The sequence below is a fragment of the Lacinutrix sp. MEBiC02595 genome, from assembly GCF_053601555.1.
Genome location: NZ_JBSHNU010000222.1, coordinates 221,700 through 243,739, shown reverse-complemented (window position 1 = coordinate 243,739; position 22,040 = coordinate 221,700). Strand labels below are relative to the sequence as shown.

Below are 22,040 nucleotides of genomic sequence, written 5' to 3'. Positions count from 1 at the left end.
AATTATGCTTTATATATACTTTCCATTTGATTTACAAAAGTATCTGGATTAATAGGTTTCTCTATATACCCATTTGCACCAGCTTCCATCGCTTTTTCTTTATCTCCAGCCATTGCATAAGACGTTACTGCTATGATTACGGTGTTTTTTGGTAACCCATTATTTCTTAACTTACTACAAATTTCATAACCATCCATATCTGGTAGTTGTATATCTATTAAAATAACTTCCGGATGGTTTTCATGTGCTAAATTTAACCCATCAATTCCGTTATAAGCTTTAAGCACACTATACTCACTATTTGCTAAGAGGTACGAAAGCATATACATATTTTGTTCATTATCTTCAATTATTAAAATGGTAGGTTTCATTTTTTTTACGTATAAAATTTAACATCAACAGGTTAAGCCTTAAATATATTAAAATTGATATTATAAACTAATTTATAAGGGCATTATATTTTATCGACATATTCTAACGGTATCTTGAACGTGAAATTACTGCCTTTACCTAATTCACTTTCTACTCGAATGGTACCACCCAATTTTTCCACTAGACTTTTACAAATAGCCAATCCAAGACCAGTACCTTCATGCTTTCTATTAAGACCTCCTTCTATCTGAATAAAAGGCATAAATAATTTAACAGCATCTTTTTTAGTGATTCCTATTCCTTGATCTATAACTTGCGTAACGAGTACATTGTCTTCAATATGGACTTTTACAACTATGATTCCTTTTTCAGAAAACTTAATAGCGTTAGAAAGCAAGTTTAATAAAACTTGTTCCACACGTCTTTCATCACTGATAAGCGTAATATCAAAATTAGAAATCTCTGTCTTTACGGTAAGCCCTTTTCTAGAAGCTTGTGGTTCTAGAAAATCAATGGTATTTTCTAAGGATGTAAGATATTTAAATGGATAAAAGGATACTTTTAATTTCCCTGCCTCTATTTTAGAAATATCTAAGATATCATTAATTAAACTCAATAAGTGGGCGCTACTATTTTTAACCATAGAGAGTTGCTTTTTCTGCTCTTGATTTAATGGCCCTGCCAACTCCTTTAGTAAAATCCCTGTAAAACCAATAATAGAATTCATTGGTGTTCTTAGCTCATGAGACATGGTTGCTAAAAATGCGGATTTCATTAAATCTGCAGATTGTGCTTTTACCTTTTCTTTTTCCAATTCGGTAGATTGCAGATTTATATCTTCTAAGAGGTTTAATAAAGCTTCTTTACTATCATTGAGCTCTTCGGTTCTTAAATTCACTAATTCCTCTAGATTATTTTTAAAAATTAACAACTCTTTTTCGTTTGCAATTCTTTCGGTAATATCCACAGCGATACCAATATATCCATGCATATTATCATCTGTATCTAAAAGCTTTGTTGCTTTTACGGCAACGCTAGTAATTTTATTATTTTTATCCTGAAATCTAAATTCTCCTTTAAACTCTGCGCCTGTAGTGGCTGCTTCTTGCCACTCTTTCAATACTCTTTCTTTATCTTCCGGATGCAAGGCATTTTCCCATCCCAAACCCATGGCTTCTAAAAAATTCATTCCTGTATATTTTAGCCATTCTTCATTAACATACGTACACTCTCCTTTTTCATTGGTATTAAAAATAGCAACTGGTGCATTAGAAGTAAGACTACGATACAATAATTCTCTATTTTTAAGAACTTCTTCCGTTTTTATTCTACTCGTAACATCTTGTATGGTACCAAAAGATTTTATAGCTATCTGATTTTCATCATAAAATGTTTCGCACCGTTCATTCACATACTTAATTCGCTCATTATCCAGCTTTAATCTATAAATTATTTGATAAGGATTTTTGCTTTTCACGGAATCTGCATAGATTTCCATTACCATTGCCATGTCATCTGGATGAATAGCATCTAAAAACGCATCATAAGTAACCTCAAAATCTTTGGGATTCTTTTCAAAAATCCGATACATTTCATTAGACCAGGATAATTTATTCCGCTCTTTATCCAACTCCCAGCTACCAAGTTTAGCAATCTGTTGTGCTTTTCTTAAATTAGACTCACTTTTTTGTATTTTTTCTGATGTGGTTTGATGTATGGATTTTAATTGCTTTTCCTGTACTAAAAGTTTAGAGGAAATCAATTCATTTAACCGAGCAGATCGACCACCAAAATACCAAACGCTCCAACTGCTAAAAAACGCAATTAAAACGCCAAGAATAGAAGACCATATTGCGGTATTAAATTTTTGTTGTAATGGCACAACATACAATTTCCACTCCCCAACAGACATCTCCACAGGCACTGCAAATTCTTTAAAAGAAGATATATCACTTTCTAAAAAAAAATCTTCCTCACCAGTTTCCAAATTCACCCTAGACAATTGATAAATAAAATTATGTCCATTAGAATTAGCTGTAATCAAGTCATTAAAAAAAGTAGAAAGCTTTGTAACCACTGCCGAAAACCCTGAAAACTCACCATCTATAAATATCGGCTGTCTACTTACCATACCAACACCTCCTTGTTCTAGATGCACCGGACCTGCAATAAAAAAATCTTTTCTTTTAATAGTAGTGAGCGATCCACTACTTGCTTCCGGGCTTGTTAGAATATTAAAACCAATAACTTCATTATTCTTTAAAGGATAAACGTGTGTAATAAACCCTTCACGATCTACTAATTCTACAACATCAAAATATTTACTTCTATTTAATAACTCGGTTGCTATATTATCAAAATCTGATGGTATTCCATTTCTTTCTACAATATACTCTAGTGATTTAGTAGCCGAATAGCTATACATAACTAACGATTGTAGCTTTTCTTGAATTAAATTTACTTGATTGTTTATTTCTCGTTGTTGTTCATTCTTATTTATGATATACTCTTGATAAGCAATATATTGCGTAGCAAAAAGCAGTACTATAAAAAACAAAAAAGCTAATACCAGAGGTTTTTTAAAAAAAAGGAGCAAAGTACTTTTATTCATAAGAAAGCAAAGTTAAAGAGATTATTAATTTTAATAGCAGATTTAATTATCCATTTTCGATTGCAAATCTTTAATAGCATTCTTTAATTCTTTCATTTTTAATTCTCTACCAACAAACAATTTATTCATACGTTCTAATTGATTATTTTTTAAATAGATTTCTTCGGTTCTAACTTTAATTAACTCTTCTAGGTTATTTCTATGCTTTGCCAATTCTTCTTCAATATTTTTCTTTTCGGTGATATCTATGATAGTAATCAAAACATGACCTTCATTATTTAACTGAAGCGATTGTAAAGAAATTAATAGGAAAAGCTCTTTCCCAGACTGCATTTGGTATTCTAATTCAATATTGGAAACATAGCCTTTTTCATCAAATTCACCCCATAGTTTATTTTGATTTTCTACATTTTTTTGATTATCAAAATTGAATAACCCTATTTCTTCTGCCGTATTCCCTAACATCTCTTCTCTTTCAAAACCGACAATGTTTGCCAATGCTTCGTTTACTTCAACAATAGTTTTTTCTTTATTAAGTATTGCCTTCCCAATGACATTGGAATCAAAAGCTTTAGAGAATTTTTCGGCAATTTCTTTTACATTATCTTCTGCTTCTATATGTTCCGTAATGTCTTGCACCAAAGATAAAACAGTTTCTACTTCCCCGTCAGGAGATTTTAAAAGAGAATTATACCATTGGCAGTAAATCACTTTTCCAGATTTAGTATTATTACGGTTAATAATCTTGTTACTCCTTACTTTTCCATTTCTTAATTCACTAGAAACAATCTCTGTAGACGCATAATCTTCTTCGTAAACGAGATTAAAATCGCCAAAATGTTTTCCTACTACTTCATGTTCTTTCCAACCAAAGATATTTTCGGCTTGTGGTGACCAACGACAAATAACTAAATTCTTATCCCATTCAATTATAGCTAAGGGAGAATTATTTAGATGACTAGTAAGGCGTTGATGCGCCTTTCGGTTTTCTTCATCTGCTTTTTTACTTTCGGTAACATCCTGTATCAGTGCTAAAACAGTTTCTACCTCTCCGTCTGGAGATTGTAAAACAGAATTATACCATTGACAGTAAATGACTTTTCCGGATTTCGTATTATTACGGTTCACAATCCTATTATTCTTTACCTTACCGCTTCTTAATTCACTAGCAATAAAATCTGTAGAAGGGAGATCTTCTTCATAAACCAAGTTCAAGTCGGCTAATTGTTTTCCGATAACTTCAGATGCTTTCCAACCAAATATATTTTCTGCTTGTACAGACCAATTAGTAATGAAAAAATCGGTATTAAACTCCACGATGGCTAACGGAGAATTATTTAAATGTGTAGTAAGGCGTTGATGTGCCTTTCTTATTTCTTCGTCTGTTTTCCTTAGCTCTGTAATATCTCTAAAAACGCCAATTAGATACTTATCACCAGCCACATCGATATATCTTGTTTTTTTAGTAGAAACAATACGAATATCGCCTCCATCTAAAGTCAATATTTCTTCACTAATATTTTCAATACCTGTTGACAGGACTTCTTTGTCAATACTTAAAAAACCTTTCATTTCATCCATTGGTAAACTTTCCTCTAGAGTTTTACCTATTATCTCTGCTTTTGAAAAATTAAACAAGTTATAAAACGCCTCGTTAGCCAATACAAACCTACTTTCTCCATCTTTTACAAAAATAGGATCACCAATACTATTTATAATATTATACAAATACTTTTCACTTTGAATAATTTGTTCTTCTGCTTCTTTACGCTCGGTAACATCGACAAGCGTGCCTATATAACCATATAACTCCGTATTAGAATCATATAAACTGGTTGTTTTAGCCGAAATCCATTTTATTCCTCCTTTTTTATTTAGCAACCTAAAATCTGAAACTAATTCCGTCTTACTAGAAACTGCTTGTTCCCACTCGCGCACAACTCTATCTCTATCTTCTGGATGAATAGCGTTAGACCAACCTAACCCTATGGATTCATTAAAAGTTAATCCAGAATATTTTATCCATTCTTCATTTACATAATTACAAACACCATTTTTATCTGTTTCAAAAATCCCAACGGGCGCATTAGAAGATAATCGTCTAAATAATTGCTCACTATTTATTAACTTTTCTTCGGCTTCTTTGCTCTCGGTAACATCAATAGCCATACCTATATAACCATACAAATTATTTTGAGCATCATAGGTCCCTATCGTTTTTACAGACACCCATATCACCTTATCATCCTTATGCAGAAATCTAAAATCAGTCTCCAGTTCACTTGCTCCAGATACAACGTACGCTTCCCATTCTTTACGTATTCTTACCTCATCATCAGGATGAATCGCTGTAGCCCAACCATATCCCATGGCATCTTCATAAGATATTCCCGCGTACTCCAACCACCTTTCGTTTACATAATCACAAGAACCTTCTCTATCTGTTTGGTAGATACCAGTTGGCGCTTTAGACGTTAATCGCCTAAACAATTGCTCACTATATATTAACTTTTCTTCTGCTTCTTTACGTTTGGTAATATCTTTAGCCACGATTCCTAATGCTGTTGAGGTACCCGTTACTTTATCTTTAATTAAGAAACCGGACATTTCAATTGGAATTAGATTCCCGGTTTTAAAATGTTTAAAATACGTTTCCCCGCACCACCTATTCGTTTCAAAAATACTAGACATATGCTCATTTGTAATCCTATCACGGTAATCTTCAGGAAAAAAATCAGAAATAGAAGCTGGCATTTTTTCATCGGATGCCAACCCTATTAATTGCCTACCATTATCATTTAAATAAAGTGGTTCTCCCTCTAAGCTTGCTAAGCCAATAAAATCATCATTAGTTTCTATTAAAGACAACAACATTTGATTATTAGCATCTGTTTTCTTTTTTTCGGTAATATCTGTATAATAAATTGTTAACCCTTCTGGAGATGGGTATATCCTGTTTTCAAACCATTTATCTAGCGGCTCATAATAATCATCAAAGTATACCGTTTTTTGCGTCTCCATAGCCTTATAATACGCCTTATAAAAAGAACGGTCCACACCTTCCGGGAATTCGGTCCAAATATGTTTCCCCACTAATGTTCCTGGCTTTCTTCCTAATAACTCCGCCGCTTTTTTATTAACATACGTATAACACCAATTAGTGTCTAAAGAAATAAAACCACCTGAAATGCTATTTAAAGAGGTTTCTAATTGAGAGGTTAAACTCTCCTTCAACTGGTTCTTTTCTGCCTTTAGTTTTAAATATTTCTTTTCATATCTTAATATAGAAAATACTTCTCGCTCTTGATTAGCAATAAAAGAAGTTTTGCTTTTCTCATTATCTATATACCTTATATATATATAGAGAATCACAGAAAACAAAAGTGCTGCAAAAAACTTCCCTATAATACTACCTGCCAATAAATTATAAAATTTCGCATCCCCAAAATAGAGCGTTATATTAAAAATAAATGCGTCAAAAACAAAAACGGCTAATAGCGAAATAAAGAGTGTGAAAAAGAAATATTGCTTATTAATTACGGAAATCAAAAATTGATAGATTATTACTAGCCACAAAAAATCAAGCAACAACAAGACCGTACCAGTAATAAAATACGTATCGTCTATTAAAAAAGCGAAGGATGATTCCATATCCCCCAAGTTTTGCACATTGGCAACAGCGAACAATGCAGACAAAAGAAGGTTTGAAATGAGAATACCTAAAATAAGGGCTCTAGCACTAGAAACGCCTTCTTTGATATAAATCAATAAAACCGCAAACAAAAGAGAACTAAATATAATAACAGATGTAGGGTAAATTACTAGTTCATCAAAAACAGTAAAACTTATCATTGTACCCGAAAGCGCTTGTAAATATCTAACTGCACCTAAAAAAAGATAAAGAGGCGCTAAGCCTAGTACGTTTCTAAATTTAAATAATAAAAGAATACTGGCAGATATGAGTAAAAACTCAATAAGTATTATAGTATATATGTTCATAAGATGATTTGGTTAAGCTAGGGATCTTAAAAATACGCTATTTACTTGAAAAGTAAAAAGAATAAATCAAAAAAACCATATAGCCTCAGTAGAAGTCATAACACTAACGAATCAAACTAATCACTAATACAATCTTCTCTATACGCTAGCAAAAGCAATATTAAAAATAAGTACTCCTATTTTTCACACCTATTAAGTTTGAATTTCTTTTCTATTAATCACTATTTAAAAATAGTATATTAGCTTGTTAGAAAAAAAGACAAAATGAGTAATAAAGATCAATTTATGAAAGAAGCTGTAAACGCAGCTTTAAAAGGAATGAATAACAACGAAGGCGGACCATTTGGCTGCGTAGTTGTTAAAGACGGGAAAATTGTAGGCCGCGGAAACAACAAAGTAACCTCAACAAACGATCCTACGGCACATGCAGAAGTTACAGCAATTAGAGATGCTTGTAAAAATTTAGATTCTTTTCAATTAGATGGTTGCGAAATTTACACCTCTTGCGAACCTTGTCCAATGTGTTTAGGAGCCATCTATTGGGCTAGACCAGACAAAGTATATTATGGAAGCAATCAAGTAGATGCTGCAAATATTGGTTTTGATGACGAATTTATTTATAAAGAAATTCCACTACCTTATGCAGAACGAAGTATTCCTTTTGAGCAGTTAGCGCGTGAAATTGCATTAGAACCATTTCAAGAATGGACTAAAAAAATGGACAAAACAGAATATTAAATTGCAGACTAAGCCAGTTCGAATGTTTAGACTGCGCGAAAAATGTATCGAGAAGCTTTAGGACAGAGGAAGCTTTTCGATACAAAATTCCGAAAAAGGAATTTCACTCGAAGTGACAATATAGTTAGATTTCTAATTCATTTATAATTGAAATAATTAACATGATTACCTTCATTTTAAATAACAAAACTATTAAAACACCAGAACATTCTGGAATGACTTTATTAGATTTTGTTCGTTACCAACAACGTCTCACAGGAACCAAAATTGGTTGTCGTGAAGGCGATTGCGGTGCTTGCACTGTTTTAGTTGGCACGTTAACAAACAATACCATAGAATACCAAAGTATCACATCGTGTATTTCTCCTTTAGGAAATGCGCACGGCAAACACATTGTAACGGTAGAAGGCACTAATCTTAAAAACAAATTAACCACTGCGCAAGAAGCAATGCGAGCAAATTACGCCACACAATGCGGATTTTGCACACCAGGTTTTGTGGTTGCTTTAACTGGTTTTGCTTTGTCAAATTCACAAAACAATTATAGCAACGCAATAGACGCCATTAGCGGAAACATTTGCAGATGCACTGGTTATAAAGCGATTGAAAAAGCAGCGCATCAAGTAGTTGAAAAACTAGAGAGTCAAGAAAAGAATTCTTTTAATTGGCTCATTGAAAATGAATTTATTCCAGACTATTTTGAAAGTATTCCTAAACGTTTAAAAGACATGGAGGTTGCTGATTTAAATCAACCTAAAGGAAAATATGTTTCTGGCGGAACCGATTTATATGTACAACAAGCAGATAATTTAGCAGGTAATAACGTACATCTTATTGCCGAAAAAGATTATTTAAAAGGGATTACCATTGCGAACGGAATGTGCACTATTGGTACAAATGCAACCGTTTCCGATTTATGGAATCATAAAAAATTAAACACCATTTTTCCAAACTTAAGAACACACTTAAAACTGGTTTCTTCAGAACAAATTAGAAATATGGCTTCCTTAGGCGGAAACTTAGTCAACGCTTCGCCAATTGGTGACATGACCATATTCTTTTTAGCACTTAATAGTACGATTACGATAATAGATTCCGAAGAAAAAGAAAGAACTATTCCATTAAATACATTTTATCAAGATTATAAAAAATTCGATTTACATACTGGAGAACTTTTAAAAGAAATTCGATTTAAGTTACCAACGAAACACTCTTTTTTCAATTTTGAAAAAGTCTGTAAACGAACCCATTTAGATATTGCAAGTGTAAATTCTGCAATACATATTTCTGTTGAAAATGAAACAATCACAGAAGCACACGTTTCTATTGGTGGCGTTGCTGCTATCCCGAAGTATTTACATGAAACCTCCGCTTTCTTAATTGGAAAACCGTTGACTACAGAAACTATACTGGAAGCCAACGAAATACTTCAAAAGGAAATTGCACCAATTAGCGATGTTCGTGGCACAACAGACTATAAACGTTTGCTTGCAAGACAGTTATTTTTTGCACATTTCACGGGATTATTTCCGAAGCTATTCACCTTAAACGATTTTGTTCAGCATGCATAAAAACAAATCCAATAAAGTCTTAGATTCTAAATTAGATGCCGTTTCTATTGCACTAAAGCAGAGCATTAAAAACTTAGATTCTTACACGCATGTGCGTGGAGAATCCTTATATGTAGACGATGTAAACATTAGACAAGGAACCTTTCACTGTGTAGTTTTCGACGCACCAAAAGCACACGGAAAAATAAAAAGCATTGATTATTCTAAAGCGGAAGCCTTGGAAGGTGTCGAACGTATTTTCACCTACAAAGATGTTCCTGGCGAAAACGAAATTGGTGGTATTATTGCTGACGAGCCTTTATTTGCAGAAGATGAAGTACATTTCTGGGGAATGCCAATTGCATTAATTGTTGCCGAATCGGAATTTATCGCAAGAAAAGCAAGAGGTTTAATTGAAATCGAAATTGAAGATTTACCAGTAATCACCACTGCAAAAGAAGCAAAAGCAAAAGGAAGCTTTATCAATGCACCCAGATCTTTTAGTTTAGGAGATACTGAAAAAGCATTTGCAGATTGCGATTATGTTTTTGAAGGGGAAACCTTTTCCAACGGACAAGAACATTTATACATTGAAGCACAAGGTGCTTATGCCGAACCATTAGAAAACGGCAATATAAAAGTAACTTCTTCTACACAAGGCCCAACGGCTGTTCAAAAAACTATTGCGAAAGTTTTGGGTATTGCCATGCATAAAATTGAAGTCGACGTCACTCGGCTTGGTGGCGGATTTGGAGGTAAAGAAGACCAAGCAACACCTTGGGCAGTAATGGCTGCTTTGGCCACTTACCATTTAAACCAGTCGGTGAAATTAATACTGAATCGCCATGACGATTTACGCATGACTGGAAAACGACATCCCTATGAAAGCTCCTATAAAATCGGACTTTCAAAAGACTTAAAAATTATAGCCTACCAAACGGAGTTTTTACAAAATTCTGGCGCCGCAGCAGATTTATCTCCTGCCATTGCAGAACGCACATTATTTCACGCTACCAACAGTTATTACGTACCAAACGTGACCACAAAAGTATTGAGTTGCAAAACCAATTTACCTCCAAATACAGCTTTTCGAGGTTTTGGTGGACCACAAGGCATGTTTGTTATAGAATCTGCTATTGCGAAAGCTGCTCATGAAATTGGTGTCCCTGCTAGTCAAATTCAGGAAGCTAATTTACTAGATGAAAATGATACGTTTTCTTACGGACAAATAGCTACAAAAGTAGAAGCCAAAAACACTTGGAATTCTGCTAAAAACATATTTAATAGTGACGCTTTAGAACGCGATGTTGCAGACTTCAATAAAAACAATACCGCGTTTAAAAAAGGACTTTCGTTTATGCCTATTACTTTTGGTATTTCGTTTACCAATACACCAATGAATCACGCTCGTGCTTTGGTTCATATTTATTTAGATGGAAGTATCGGAATTAGTACTGCCGCCGTAGAAATGGGTCAAGGTGTAAATACAAAAATGATGCAAATTGCTGCGGATGTCTTTTCTATTTCCATTGAAAAAATCAAGATAGAAACTACCAATACCACAAGAGTTGCAAACACCTCTCCTTCTGCTGCGAGTTCTACTGCAGATTTAAACGGAAAAGCAACGCTAATGGCTTGTAACTCGCTTTTAGAACGGTTGAAAATAGTAGCTTCGGAAGATTTAAATGTTCCGGAAGACAGTATTACTTTAAAGGAAGAATTTATTTTTGTAAACGGAAAGAAATCCGATTTATCATGGACCAACCTCATCAGTTCTGCTATGTTAAAACGTGTTGCCTTAACGGAAAACGCACATTATGCGACACCAGAAATTCACTTCGACAAAACGAAAGAAAAAGGACATCCTTTTGCCTATCACGTTTACGGAACAGCAATAACCACAACAACTATAGATTGTACACGTGGTACGTATGCGTTTGACAGCGTTAAAATTGTTCACGATTACGGAAAAAGCATGAGTGAAGGTATTGATTTGGGACAAGTAGAAGGTGCATTAATTCAAGGAATTGGTTGGATGACCATGGAAGAAATCGCCTATAATAAAGATGGAAGATTACTATCGAACGCCTTGTCTACTTACAAAGTTCCAGATATCTTTTCGGTACCAAAAACGGTAGAAGTGATTCCCGTAGAAACGGAAGGAAATGACATGGCTATTTTAAAATCGAAAGCCGTTGGTGAGCCTCCTTTAATGTACGGAATTGGTGCTTATTTTGCGCTTCAAAATGCCATTAAAGCGTTTAATCCGAATTACGATTTAGAGTTTCATGCGCCAATGACTCCAGAGAAAGTTTTGATGGGTTTGTATGAAAACACGAAATAAAAACAATTGTCAGTTCGAGTGATTTGAGGAACGAAAATTGTATCGAGAACCTACGGAAACTAAATTCTTATTCTCGATACAAATTTTACTCATTTTCAATCGTAAAACTCACTCGAATTGACAAATTTAATTAAACCATTTTCTTTGCATTACAAAAAACAAAACATCCTTAAAGGTGCACTTATTTACAGTGCTGGAGATTCTATTGCTGCTTTCTTGCTAGACGAATTTTCATACCATCGTTTATTAGGAATGATGCTCATTGGCGCAACATTTTATGCTTTTGAAATCCCCAACTATTTTGATTGGATTGTTAAAAAGACCCAATTTTTAAAAGGTATAAAAGCTACACTAACCAAAACTGTTTTAGCTATTTTATACTTCAATCCACTTTGGATTGCTAGACATTTACTGTTTATTAAATTGTTCTCGGGAAAGTTTGAAGCGATTGGTTTTCATCTTTTAGAGATTGCCTTTTGGTCATTTTTGGCAAATATTCCTATTTCATTTACTGCGAATTATATTATTCAAAACCGATTTAAATTGAAATGGCGTTTTATGGGATCTGCTGTATTTTCGGCAATTATGGCCATTTATTACGCGTTGAGTGAGACGCTTTTTAGCTAAAATTCCTGCGAAGGCAGGAATCTCATAAATTGAAACTTTACTACTGTCGTATTTCCTGCAAGGTTTATTTCAACCTTGTAGCTCTACATCGTTTTTTCATACCTACAAGGTTTTGGAAACCTCGAAGGATAACTTCTAAGAAAACCTATTTTACATTCTTAATCTTTTCTGAATAGCTAGGTCTTACCCAATAATTCCAAATCTTCTTTTGTGAGAATCTTATATTCAGAAATAGCATAATGCTTCAACACAGCATCCAACAAATAATCACGAACCACTAGAATTACGTGTTGCGAATTATCCCTTTTGAATCTAGAAATTAACGCTTCCGCGGAACGATGTAAACCTTCATTTCTTAATTCTAGTTTCCCTATTTCATCTATAATTAGATATTTATTTTCAGCTTCCGAAGCAATAGAAATCAAATAATCATTCGATTCTTTAAAAGCAGACTTTAAAAACTTAAAGTGCCCTATCCTAATGACGTCTTCAGATTCCGATTCCGTTTCAAGTTCAAATTCCTTTTTGGATTTCACTTTCAGAAAATAACGTTTTCCATCTTCATTATCCGGACATAACAATCCATCGACATCGTTTCGCGTTTTAGACCAATCTAATAAAGCGCTTGTTTTTCCAGATCTAATGGCTCCTGTGAGTATATAAATCATTTCGAAGGGATTTTAAAATGAATACAATTAGAAATGCTATTGGCTATAAAATATTTAAAACGCGTATAGCCTTTGAGCTGTTTGGTTTCTTTCCATGTACATGCAATTATTTGTCGGAAATACGGAAACAAATCCATCGCATTCGTAATATCTTCTTGGTACTTCGATTCCTTTTTAGCAAGATATTTCCGAATGAACTTCAATACAAAAGGTCCTAAAACCAAATACCAAAGCATTAAAAACAAAAAGCTTCTTGCAATAATATATATCGCTTTTTGCCATCCGAATAAAGCACATCCAAAAAATGTAAAAGCCAAAACAATAATTGCAACAGTGATTAACCAAATCCAAATAACTTTAGACTTCATTCCCTTTTTAGTTTTTTTCTCTTCGGAAGTCATAACGGGAGATTTTAAATAGAAACTCGTTTCTTCTTTTTCAGAAATAATACCAATCATACTTTTAATAAAAAGTCCGGCTAGAAGTCCGCTAATTCCATAAACCAAAAGGTAGATACTAATTAAAACGGAAGTGGTAGATGTTTGGGTAATAAAGTTAATTTTTTCTTGAATCCAACTACCATAAATATTGATCGCTTCCCAAAAATCTGTACCGTAAATAATGGTTAGTTTTAATAGTTTTTGAAGTGCAGATTGTAAGAAGGTTATCATTCCTAAAAGGATTAAAGTAATTCCTTTCCAAGAAAAATTAGAAAACAAAAATGCACCAAAAACAGCCTGAAAGCTTACAGAAACATAGGCTGTAAATGGCGAATACGGACTCACGGCCATTTTTATAATCAAGACAATTACTAATGCTTTTAAAATTGCTTGCCATTTGTTTTCGGCATAATATGCAATTAAGCTAATGAGTAAAATGGCTATTCCGCCAACAATTAATCCCGTAAATGGCGAATTAAAAACATGTAAAAAGCCACCAAGCCCAGACTCATTTAAAGCCCAAAGTGCGGTTAGTTTATCTATAATGGATTTGTTGTTTTTCATGTTTGCCTCCTGAGAAAATAGGAATCTAAATCTAATAATGATTAATTCGAAAATACCCCTAAAGTCCCCTCGAGGGCACAATTTGATAATGCACTTGCAGTAATTGTGCAACTACGCTAATAGCAATTTCTTTTGGTGTATCTCCTCCAATATCTAATCCGATTGGGCAAACCACATTGGTCATACCTTCTGGAATATCCATCTCTTTAATAAGCATGTTATTAAAACGTACTTTCTTGGTTTTACTACCAATTAATCCTAGAAATTTAGTTTCATTTTGTAATGCCATCGAAATAATATCAAAATCGATAGCGTGGTTATGCGTTAACACTAAAACGTAACAATTACTTCCCCAATTCACCGCGTCACTAAACGTTTTAAAATCGGTTTCAGTAGTTTGATATGCGGTAATACTTTCGTCTAAATCTAAATTAGAAAACCAATTCTCACGAGAGTCTATTAGGTTCACTTTAAAAGGTGTACCGACTAAAAGCTTACAAATTTCCACTCCGATATGTCCTGCTCCAAATAAAAATAATTCTGGGGATTGATTCATGGGTTCTATGATAAATTCTACTTTTCCGCCACAGCATTGTTCAAATTCTGGACCTAAAGTGTAACTGGATTCTATAATTCTATTTTCGTTTAATGCAATAATCGCTTCATCAATTGCTTTATACTCTAGCTTTCCACCTCCAATGGTTCCGTGGATTGCTTTATCTTTAGTAACCAGCATTCTAGAACCAACCACACACGGCGTTGACCCTAAACATTTAGTAACGGTAATAAACGCTACAGGTATATGTTTTTGTTTAAATTCGGCTAAAAGCGTAATCCAGTTTTGCATAAAGTTTATTTGACTTCTAATTTTTTAATCAGCTTACCAACGGTCATCCCTTGAAATAATATAGAAAACACAACAACCACATAGGTAATTACTAAAAATAAATCACGTTCCATAACTTGCGTAAGACCTAAAGCTAATGCGATAGAAATTCCACCACGTAAGCCTCCCCAAGTCATAATTAAATTGGTTTTTGGCACGAAATCCAATTTCTTTTCAAAGAATTTTATAGGCACTAATAAGGAAATATATCTACACAATAACACCAAAGGTATTGCTATTAACCCTGCTAATAAATATTCCATTTTAAAAGTTAAAACAAGCATTTCCATTCCAATTAAAACAAATAGAATCGTATTTAAAAGAATATCGATTAGCTCCCAAAACTTATCTACATAGGCTTCTGTGGTTTCCGACATTGCGTTATCTCTAACGGTGTCATTACCAACAACTAAACCAGCAGTGACCATTGCTAAAGGGGCAGAAATATGCAACTTTTGCGCCAATACCGTTCCTGCCATAACCGCTGCTAATGTGATAATTACTTCAATATCATAATCGTCAATAGACTTCATCAATCTATACGTAATCCATCCTAAAATTAAACCTAAAGCAATACCACCAATAACTTCTAAACCAAATAATTCAACGACTTCTAAAGCGCTAACATTTTCAATGCCTAAGTCGGCAATTTTATAAATGGTTAAAAATATTACAACGCCAACACCATCATTAAATAAAGACTCTCCAACAATCTTGGTTTCCAATCTTTTTGGCGCTCCTGCTTGTTTTAGTATTCCTAAAACAGCAATAGGATCTGTAGGTGATATTAAAGCACCAAATAACAAACAGTAAATAAAATCCACATGTAACCCAACAATTGGCAGTGCATAAAACATAATAACCCCAACTAAAAACGTAGAGATTAAAACACCAAATGTAGCAAATGCTAAAACGGGCCATCGCTGCACTTTGAGCTGCTCAAAGTTGGTATGTAAAGCTCCCGCAAAAAGCAAAAAACTCAACATTACATCTAATAAAACGGCTTTAAAATCGATTTGTGTAATGATAAATTTTTCTGCATTTAGTAAAGTATCATCAAAATAACTTAGTACAAATACGGCAAAAGTAAACAGAATTGTAATTAGCATTAAGCCAATAGTGTTTGGCATTTTTAAAAACCGTACATTTATATAGCCAAAAACAGCAGACATAAGCACTAATACAGAGGTGATTACGAAATAATCCATAGATTTTATATTTATTGCTAAATTAAAAATTTATATCTTTTAACTATCATTAATTCCATATTAAGAAACGAGCATGCTAATAACGCATTACACCAACAAATATTTAATAGCGAACAGCATGTGGAAATAAAAACAATACATAGAAACAAATGAAAAGGGCATATATAGATTTGCATTGTCATCCAGCTTTAAAACCGTATGGCAAGAGTTATAAATACGAACCAACAAAACAAAACCACTTAAATGCGGGAAGAAAAAATTCTATTTGGCATTATAGTCCACCAAACTTCCTAGAGCGTCAAGTAAATAAAATATTAACCTTAACTAAATTCACACAGACAGATTTAAGTGCTTTGGCAAAAGCGAATTGCCAAGTCGTTGTGATTTCATTATATCCATTTGAAAAACATTTTTTAAAGGATAGAATGTTAGGTTTTAAGTTCATTTCTGATATTTTAACAAACCTCGCCGCTGGCGTAAGTCATTCCAGAATTGATAATATTAGAAGTCATAAAAGTTACTTCCAAGATTTAAATTTTGAATATGAATACTATTTACAGCTTGATAATTTTGCTCAAAAAATAGATGGTATTACCTACACCTACAGAATGACGAATAGTTTTTCTGAAGTAGAACAAAACATAGAAAAATCTACAGATACTAGAAAAATAATTAGTCTCATACCAACTATAGAAGGCGCTCATGCTTTTGAAACCGGATTACTTTTAGACAAAAATATGGCGGACGAGCAAACCGTTTTAAGCAATATAGAAGAAGTAAAAAACTGGGCACACAAACCACTTTTTATCACCTTAGCACATCACTTTTATAATGAAATTTGCGGACATGCAAGAAGCATTAATATTGGCGCAATAAAAGACAATCAAAACCGCGGACTAAATACAGACATTACCGAGTTAGGCTTTAAAGTAATAGATAAACTTTTAGACAAAACCAATAACAAACGCATACTCATAGACGTAAAACACATGAGCACCGCTGCAAGAAAAACCTATTATAATTTACTAGAAACTACTTATGCAGATCAAAATATTCCAATAATAGTAAGTCATGGCGCTGCAAATGGAAAACGCTCTATTGAAGAATGGGACAAAAAAGATTCCGCTTTAAGTGGAGCATTTAGTGATTTAGATATTAATTTTTATGATTCCGAAATCCTTCGTATAGCAAAATCTAAAGGAATCTTTGGCTTGCAACTAGACGAACGACGCATAGGAAGCAAAAAAGCAGTAAAGAGTTCCAGAATTTATATGCCAAACAAAAAAAGTCGATTACGAAACAAATCTGAACTCATCTGGAACCAATTACAACATGCCGCAGAAATACTAAACAAGAACAATATTTTTTGTTGGGAAACGCTAGCCATAGGATCCGATTTTGACGGTATCGTAAATCCGATAAAAGGACTTTGGACCAGCGAAAACATCAAAGACATAGAACCCTATTTGGTAGAAAGAGCCGATGCGTATTTAAAAGATCACAAGCAAAATTTAATTCCTATCAACCAGATTTCAGGACAAAAAATAATAGATCGCCTCTTATTTTTAAATGCCGAAACTTTTTTAAAAACCAACTTCAAATAAATTTATTTTTTTGTTAAGTTCCCCACATTTTATCGACATAAACTGTATATTCCTTTTTTTAGGAATACATTTTAAAACGACAAGATGCAAAAAACATATTACGATCCTTCCGATTTAAAAAAATTTGGTAAAATCACCGAATGGAGTGAAGAATTAGGAAATAAATTCTTCGATTATTACACAAAAGTATTTGAAGAAGGCGCATTAACAGCACGTGAAAAATCACTGATAGCCTTGGCTGTTGCTCACACCGAACAATGTCCGTATTGCATTGACGCCTACACCAAAGACGGCTTGCAACGTGGCATCACCAAAGAGCAAATGATGGAAGCAATACATGTTGGCGCAGCAATTAAAAGCGGCGCAACCTTAGTACACGGCGTTCAAATGATGAATAAAGTCAATAAATTAGATGGTTAAAATTAGGGCGTTACACTACTCCGTAAAAACTACGTAGTGTCGGGCTTTCCAATACAATCTTTTGCAAAAAAGCAAAAGGATTTCCTTTTTAATCCCTAACGCAGAAAGCCTCACCAAGCGAGGAACTCATGAAAACAAGTAGCAATAATAAAAAGATTCCCACCTTCGTGGGGAATACATATGCCGAAATCAAAAACACAATCCCTTCATAAACAAGAAAGCGAACTAGCAGTTGCTAACAAACAATTAGAAATACTCTCTAACGGAATATTTCAAAATGGAGAGTTACCAACTTTTGCAAAAAAAATAAAAGAGACAAATCAGTTTCCTTTACGCGCAAAAAAACTAGAAATACTTCAGATTAATGTTGGTTATATGTGCAATCAAGTATGCACGCATTGTCATGTAGACGCTGGTCCAGACAGAAAAGAAATCATGACGGCAGATACCATGAAACAATGTCTTGAGGTTATTAAAACTACAGGAGCACATACTTTAGACTTAACAGGTGGCGCACCAGAAATGAACCCGAATTTTAAATGGTTTGTAGAAGAAGCATCCAAAGCAGGAATTAAAGATTTCATTGTTCGTTCTAATCTAACTATTATTCGAGCAAACAAAAAATATTATGACTTACCAGAGTTTTTCAAAAAACACAATGTGCATGTCGTTTCTTCTATGCCACATTGGACTAAAGGAAAAACAGACAAGCAACGTGGTGAAGGTGTGTTTAGTCAATCGATACAAGCCTTACAACAACTAAACGCTGTAGGCTATGGAATGCCAGACAGCGATTTAAAATTAGATTTGGTCTACAATCCTTCCGGAGCATTTTTACCTGGAGATCAAGCAGCATTAGAAAGTGATTTTAAAAAGGCCTTAGATCAAGATTTTGGTATTCAATTTCACAATCTATTTGCTATTACTAATTTACCAATTAGCAGGTTTTTAGATTATCTTATAGCTTCCGAAAACTACGAAGATTACATGTATTCTTTAGTCGAAGCGTATAATCCTTCCGCAGTAGCAAACGTAATGTGTACCAATACTATTTCCGTAAGTTGGGATGGTTATTTATACGATTGCGATTTTAATCAAATGTTAGAATTACCAGTTAATAGCACATCGAAACACATTTCAGACTTTAATGAAGAATTATTGGAAGGACGTGATATTATCATCTCGCAACATTGCTATGGCTGTACAGCTGGAGCAGGAAGTAGTTGTCAAGGCGTAGTTGCATAAAATATATACTTTTTAAATTTCAATGAACATAATCGACTACCAATGGGCATTGATTCTAATATCGAGCTTAGTTCTCTTTTTCCTATCTCCGTTAGCTAAAACTACAGATGCTTTTTTTAAAGCGATCCACAAAAAGAAGGCGCCAAGCACATTGGTACTTACAGGAAGTCTTATTATTTCTTGGATTTTTGCCAAGAGCATTACCAATGCCGCGAACCTAGGATTAGATTATGGTATTGTTGGCGGTGTAGCCTATGCTGGATATTATTTATCTTTCGCAGTAGCTGGTATACTTATTTATAAAATACGTACAGTTGGCGGGTTTAAAAGTATTCATGAATTTTTAACCACCAAATTTGGCAAGGGAGCGATGGTTTTGTTTTCTGTATTAATTGCTATTCGTTTGTTTAATGAAGTTTGGAGTAACACCATGGTAATTGGGACTTATTTTGGAGAAACAGGCAGTACAAACTACTATTGGGCAATTATAGTTTTCACAGCATTAACTTTGGCCTATGCCATTAAAGGTGGCTTGAGTAGTTCTATTTTTACAGATAGTATTCAAATGGTATTATTTGGTATATTATTATTGATCATTCTATGGCATATCTTTTCCATGGACAGCTTTAGCGTAACAGACGTTATTACTTCTGGTACTTGGAGTTTTGAAATGGGTTTAAATCTATTTTTCGCAGCCATTATTCAATCGTTTAGTTATCCGTTTCACGATCCTGTTTTAACAGACAGAGCATTTATAAGTACGTCAAAAGCAACACGAAAAAGCTTTTTATGGGCAAGCGTATTAGGAGCAATTTGCATTATACTTTTTAGTATTATAGGCGTCTACGCGCGAACTCAAGGTTTAAAAGGACAAGCAGCAGTAGAAGTCGGTAAAGCATTTGGTATTATCATCTTATTAGTAATTAATTTTATAATGATAATCTCGGCAGCATCTACTTTAGACTCTACTTTTTCCTCTTTTTCAAAATTACTTTCTATAGATTTAGGTTTCTTAAAAGACCTAACTTTTGGAAGAGCTTCCATGGCAGCAATAGCCATTTTAGGTACGTTACCTGTTTTTTTTAATATCGAAATACTTTCGGCAACCACCATATCGGGAACGATGGTTATTGGACTAACGCCATTATTTCTATTTTGGAACATTAAAGTCCCAAAAATAAGTTTCTATCTTAGCGTGATTACCGGATTATTATTTGGTTTTGTATTGGTTTTTAATATTTTCCCAGAAGCTTTAATTTTTACTAAAGGAAAGTATGCCGATTTACTTTGGGTTAATATTTGGGGGATTTTAAGTTGTACTATTTTATATTTCATTCCGAAATGGATCCAGCTAGATAAATAATACGATCTCCTCTTTTGCAAAAAATGACATGAACAAGAATATCGTTGACATAGGAAAATTATCAGGAAAAGTACTGCTATTTGGTGGTGTCTATAGCAACCTACAAGCATTAGAAGCCTTAATTGCTGTAGCCAAAACCGAAGGTATTCCGCCAGAAAACTGTATTTGTACAGGAGATATTATTGGCTATTGCGCGCAACCGGAAGAAACGCTACAGACCTTTATAAAATGGAAAGCGAAGAGTATTGTTGGTAATGTTGAAATACAATTACGGGATGCGCAAGAAGATTGTGGTTGTGATTTTAAAGAAGGTTCGCGATGTGATAATTTCTCACAACAATGGTATCCGTATGCCCAAAGGATGCTTTCTAAAAATTCTATGGATTACTTGCAAACGCTTCCAGACCACATTACTTTTTCTTTAGGCAATCAAAAAATAACAGTGGTACATGGTTCTTTTTTTAATGTTTCCGAATTTATATTCCACTCCACTCCTTGGGAAAACAAAGCCCCAAATTTTGAAGCTACCCAAAGCGACCTTATAATTGCTGGTCATTGCGGATTACCATTCCATACTAAAAACAACAATAAACACTGGATAAACCCTGGCGTAATTGGCATGCCTGCTAATGATGGAGCGCCAAGCGTTTGGTTTAGTATTTTAGAAGATACCACAAAACCTTTCCGTGTTCATTTCCATAGGCTAGATTATAACCATATATTAACAAGCACATTCATGCAAAACGGATTATTACCAGAATCGTATGCGAAAACAATTGTTTCCGGTATTTGGGACAACATGGAAATTTTACCAGAAGCAGAAAGACAATTACAAGGAAAACCTATTGAATTGTAAGGTTCTACATATTATTTATACTAATTAAAAATGCGAAAACTCTTTATATTATCTATTTTACTTTTAAGTTTTTCGGCACATAGCCAAGAAACCATTAAAGAACTTCTTATCCGGCATAACACCAAAAGTGTTCCCTATGTTTCTGTTCAAGAGCTAGCGATGCCTAAAACGCAAGCCATTATTTTAGACGCAAGAGAAATAGAAGAATATAAGGTTAGTCATATTAAAGACGCTTTGCATGTAGGTTATGATCACTTCAATTTAAATGAAACAACAACGCGTTTAAAGAACAAGCAGCAACAAATAGTTGTATATTGTTCGTTAGGCATTCGTTCTGAAAAAGTCGCAGAACAACTTAAAAAAGCCGGATATACAAACGTTCTTAATTTGTATGGCGGAATTTTTGAATGGAAAAACAACAACTTCATTGTATACAATATGGAAGAGGAAGAAACCGAAGACATACATACATTTTCTAAAGCATGGAGCAAATGGCTTTTAAAAGGGAATAAAATATATAACGACTGATAACTGCTAACAAAACA

The 22,040-nt window shown here is 33.8% G+C and carries 17 protein-coding genes; 10 read left to right on the top strand and 7 right to left on the bottom strand.

Translation table 11 applies throughout. The features are described 5' to 3' along the window. Nucleotides 1-2: 2 nt before the first annotated feature. From ACVCZW_RS10945 to ACVCZW_RS10935, 3 genes are all read right to left on the bottom strand, one after another. Nucleotides 3-371 carry a response regulator gene (locus tag ACVCZW_RS10945; RefSeq protein WP_452229743.1) on the bottom strand — a complete coding sequence of 123 codons (369 nt, stop codon included), beginning with the start codon at nucleotides 369-371 and terminating at the stop codon, nucleotides 3-5. A gap of 83 nt (nucleotides 372-454) precedes the next feature. Further along, nucleotides 455-2,983: a PAS domain-containing protein gene (locus ACVCZW_RS10940; protein ID WP_452232432.1), complete on the bottom strand. Its 2,529-nt coding sequence runs from the start codon at nucleotides 2,981-2,983 to the stop codon at nucleotides 455-457. A gap of 42 nt (nucleotides 2,984-3,025) precedes the next feature. Then, the gene (locus ACVCZW_RS10935) at nucleotides 3,026-6,982 is read right to left on the bottom strand and encodes a PAS domain S-box protein (protein WP_452232431.1); all 3,957 of its coding nucleotides are present in this window, start codon (nucleotides 6,980-6,982) and stop codon (nucleotides 3,026-3,028) included. A gap of 264 nt (nucleotides 6,983-7,246) precedes the next feature. On the opposite strand from ACVCZW_RS10935, the gene ACVCZW_RS10930 reads away from it, so the two are divergent. The 4 genes from ACVCZW_RS10930 to ACVCZW_RS10915 all read left to right on the top strand — a co-directional run bounded on the left by ACVCZW_RS10930 (nucleotide 7,247) and on the right by ACVCZW_RS10915 (nucleotide 12,241). Beyond that, nucleotides 7,247-7,720 (top strand): nucleoside deaminase, encoded by a 474-nt coding sequence (locus ACVCZW_RS10930; RefSeq protein ID WP_452229740.1) that lies wholly within the window; start codon nucleotides 7,247-7,249, stop codon nucleotides 7,718-7,720. A gap of 161 nt (nucleotides 7,721-7,881) precedes the next feature. Next, nucleotides 7,882-9,291: an FAD binding domain-containing protein gene (locus tag ACVCZW_RS10925; RefSeq protein ID WP_452229739.1), complete on the top strand. Its 1,410-nt coding sequence runs from the start codon at nucleotides 7,882-7,884 to the stop codon at nucleotides 9,289-9,291. Next, nucleotides 9,284-11,614 (top strand): xanthine dehydrogenase molybdopterin binding subunit, encoded by a 2,331-nt coding sequence (locus tag ACVCZW_RS10920; RefSeq protein ID WP_452232430.1) that lies wholly within the window; start codon nucleotides 9,284-9,286, stop codon nucleotides 11,612-11,614. Before ACVCZW_RS10925 ends, ACVCZW_RS10920 begins: the two co-directional genes overlap by 8 nt. Before the next feature lie 117 nt (nucleotides 11,615-11,731). Further along, nucleotides 11,732-12,241: a hypothetical protein gene (locus tag ACVCZW_RS10915; RefSeq protein ID WP_452232429.1), complete on the top strand. Its 510-nt coding sequence runs from the start codon at nucleotides 11,732-11,734 to the stop codon at nucleotides 12,239-12,241. Between the two features lie 176 nt (nucleotides 12,242-12,417). Here ACVCZW_RS10915 and ACVCZW_RS10910 read toward each other — a convergent pair whose 3' ends face one another. From ACVCZW_RS10910 to ACVCZW_RS10895, 4 genes are read right to left on the bottom strand one after another with little or no spacing between them, the layout of a single operon-like run. After that, entirely contained in the window at nucleotides 12,418-12,909 is a 492-nt protein-coding gene (locus ACVCZW_RS10910) for a nucleoside-triphosphatase (RefSeq protein WP_452232428.1), read from the bottom strand. Continuing rightward, complete coding sequence (locus tag ACVCZW_RS10905) at nucleotides 12,906-13,913, bottom strand: hypothetical protein (RefSeq protein WP_452232427.1); 1,008 nt, start codon at nucleotides 13,911-13,913, stop codon at nucleotides 12,906-12,908. The genes ACVCZW_RS10910 and ACVCZW_RS10905 overlap by 4 nt, the downstream gene beginning before the upstream one ends. Before the next feature lie 58 nt (nucleotides 13,914-13,971). Then, nucleotides 13,972-14,760 carry a xanthine dehydrogenase accessory protein XdhC gene (gene xdhC, locus ACVCZW_RS10900; protein ID WP_452232426.1) on the bottom strand — a complete coding sequence of 263 codons (789 nt, stop codon included), beginning with the start codon at nucleotides 14,758-14,760 and terminating at the stop codon, nucleotides 13,972-13,974. 5 nt (nucleotides 14,761-14,765) lie between these two features. Next, nucleotides 14,766-16,007 (bottom strand): cation:proton antiporter, encoded by a 1,242-nt coding sequence (locus ACVCZW_RS10895; protein ID WP_452232425.1) that lies wholly within the window; start codon nucleotides 16,005-16,007, stop codon nucleotides 14,766-14,768. A 149-nt stretch (nucleotides 16,008-16,156) separates the two neighbouring features. On the opposite strand from ACVCZW_RS10895, the gene ACVCZW_RS10890 reads away from it, so the two are divergent. From ACVCZW_RS10890 to ACVCZW_RS10865, 6 genes are all read left to right on the top strand, one after another. Beyond that, nucleotides 16,157-17,611, top strand: coding sequence for a membrane dipeptidase (locus ACVCZW_RS10890; RefSeq protein ID WP_452232424.1), 1,455 nt, complete (start codon nucleotides 16,157-16,159; stop codon nucleotides 17,609-17,611). Nucleotides 17,612-17,695: 84 nt separating this feature from the next. Next, complete coding sequence (locus ACVCZW_RS10885) at nucleotides 17,696-18,031, top strand: arsenosugar biosynthesis-associated peroxidase-like protein (protein WP_452229731.1); 336 nt, start codon at nucleotides 17,696-17,698, stop codon at nucleotides 18,029-18,031. A gap of 180 nt (nucleotides 18,032-18,211) precedes the next feature. Further along, complete coding sequence (gene arsS / locus ACVCZW_RS10880) at nucleotides 18,212-19,276, top strand: arsenosugar biosynthesis radical SAM (seleno)protein ArsS (RefSeq protein WP_452229730.1); 1,065 nt, start codon at nucleotides 18,212-18,214, stop codon at nucleotides 19,274-19,276. Nucleotides 19,277-19,298: 22 nt separating this feature from the next. After that, nucleotides 19,299-20,639 (top strand): sodium:solute symporter, encoded by a 1,341-nt coding sequence (locus tag ACVCZW_RS10875; protein WP_452229729.1) that lies wholly within the window; start codon nucleotides 19,299-19,301, stop codon nucleotides 20,637-20,639. Nucleotides 20,640-20,667: 28 nt separating this feature from the next. After that, the gene (locus ACVCZW_RS10870) at nucleotides 20,668-21,495 is read left to right on the top strand and encodes a metallophosphoesterase family protein (RefSeq protein WP_452229728.1); all 828 of its coding nucleotides are present in this window, start codon (nucleotides 20,668-20,670) and stop codon (nucleotides 21,493-21,495) included. 30 nt (nucleotides 21,496-21,525) lie between these two features. Beyond that, nucleotides 21,526-22,023, top strand: a complete 498-nt coding sequence (locus ACVCZW_RS10865) for a rhodanese-like domain-containing protein (RefSeq protein ID WP_452232423.1) — start codon at nucleotides 21,526-21,528, stop codon at nucleotides 22,021-22,023. Nucleotides 22,024-22,040: the final 17 nt, after the last annotated feature.

Excerpts from the sequence above, each read along its gene's own strand:
- ACVCZW_RS10925 (WP_452229739.1), top strand. The coding sequence starts at position 7,882 with ATGATTACCTTCATTTTAAATAACAAAACTATTAAAACACCAGAACAT.
- arsS (WP_452229730.1), top strand. The coding sequence starts at position 18,212 with ATGCCGAAATCAAAAACACAATCCCTTCATAAACAAGAAAGCGAACTA.
- ACVCZW_RS10890 (WP_452232424.1), top strand. The coding sequence starts at position 16,157 with ATGAAAAGGGCATATATAGATTTGCATTGTCATCCAGCTTTAAAACCG.
- ACVCZW_RS10870 (WP_452229728.1), top strand. The coding sequence starts at position 20,668 with ATGAACAAGAATATCGTTGACATAGGAAAATTATCAGGAAAAGTACTG.
- ACVCZW_RS10940 (WP_452232432.1), bottom strand. The coding sequence starts at position 2,983 with ATGAATAAAAGTACTTTGCTCCTTTTTTTTAAAAAACCTCTGGTATTA.
- xdhC (WP_452232426.1), bottom strand. The coding sequence starts at position 14,760 with ATGCAAAACTGGATTACGCTTTTAGCCGAATTTAAACAAAAACATATA.
- ACVCZW_RS10865 (WP_452232423.1), top strand. The coding sequence starts at position 21,526 with ATGCGAAAACTCTTTATATTATCTATTTTACTTTTAAGTTTTTCGGCA.
- ACVCZW_RS10875 (WP_452229729.1), top strand. The coding sequence starts at position 19,299 with ATGAACATAATCGACTACCAATGGGCATTGATTCTAATATCGAGCTTA.
- ACVCZW_RS10895 (WP_452232425.1), bottom strand. The coding sequence starts at position 16,007 with ATGGATTATTTCGTAATCACCTCTGTATTAGTGCTTATGTCTGCTGTT.
- ACVCZW_RS10935 (WP_452232431.1), bottom strand. The coding sequence starts at position 6,982 with ATGAACATATATACTATAATACTTATTGAGTTTTTACTCATATCTGCC.
- ACVCZW_RS10885 (WP_452229731.1), top strand. The coding sequence starts at position 17,696 with ATGCAAAAAACATATTACGATCCTTCCGATTTAAAAAAATTTGGTAAA.
- ACVCZW_RS10910 (WP_452232428.1), bottom strand. The coding sequence starts at position 12,909 with ATGATTTATATACTCACAGGAGCCATTAGATCTGGAAAAACAAGCGCT.
- ACVCZW_RS10930 (WP_452229740.1), top strand. The coding sequence starts at position 7,247 with ATGAGTAATAAAGATCAATTTATGAAAGAAGCTGTAAACGCAGCTTTA.
- ACVCZW_RS10905 (WP_452232427.1), bottom strand. The coding sequence starts at position 13,913 with ATGAAAAACAACAAATCCATTATAGATAAACTAACCGCACTTTGGGCT.
- ACVCZW_RS10920 (WP_452232430.1), top strand. The coding sequence starts at position 9,284 with ATGCATAAAAACAAATCCAATAAAGTCTTAGATTCTAAATTAGATGCC.
- ACVCZW_RS10945 (WP_452229743.1), bottom strand. The coding sequence starts at position 371 with ATGAAACCTACCATTTTAATAATTGAAGATAATGAACAAAATATGTAT.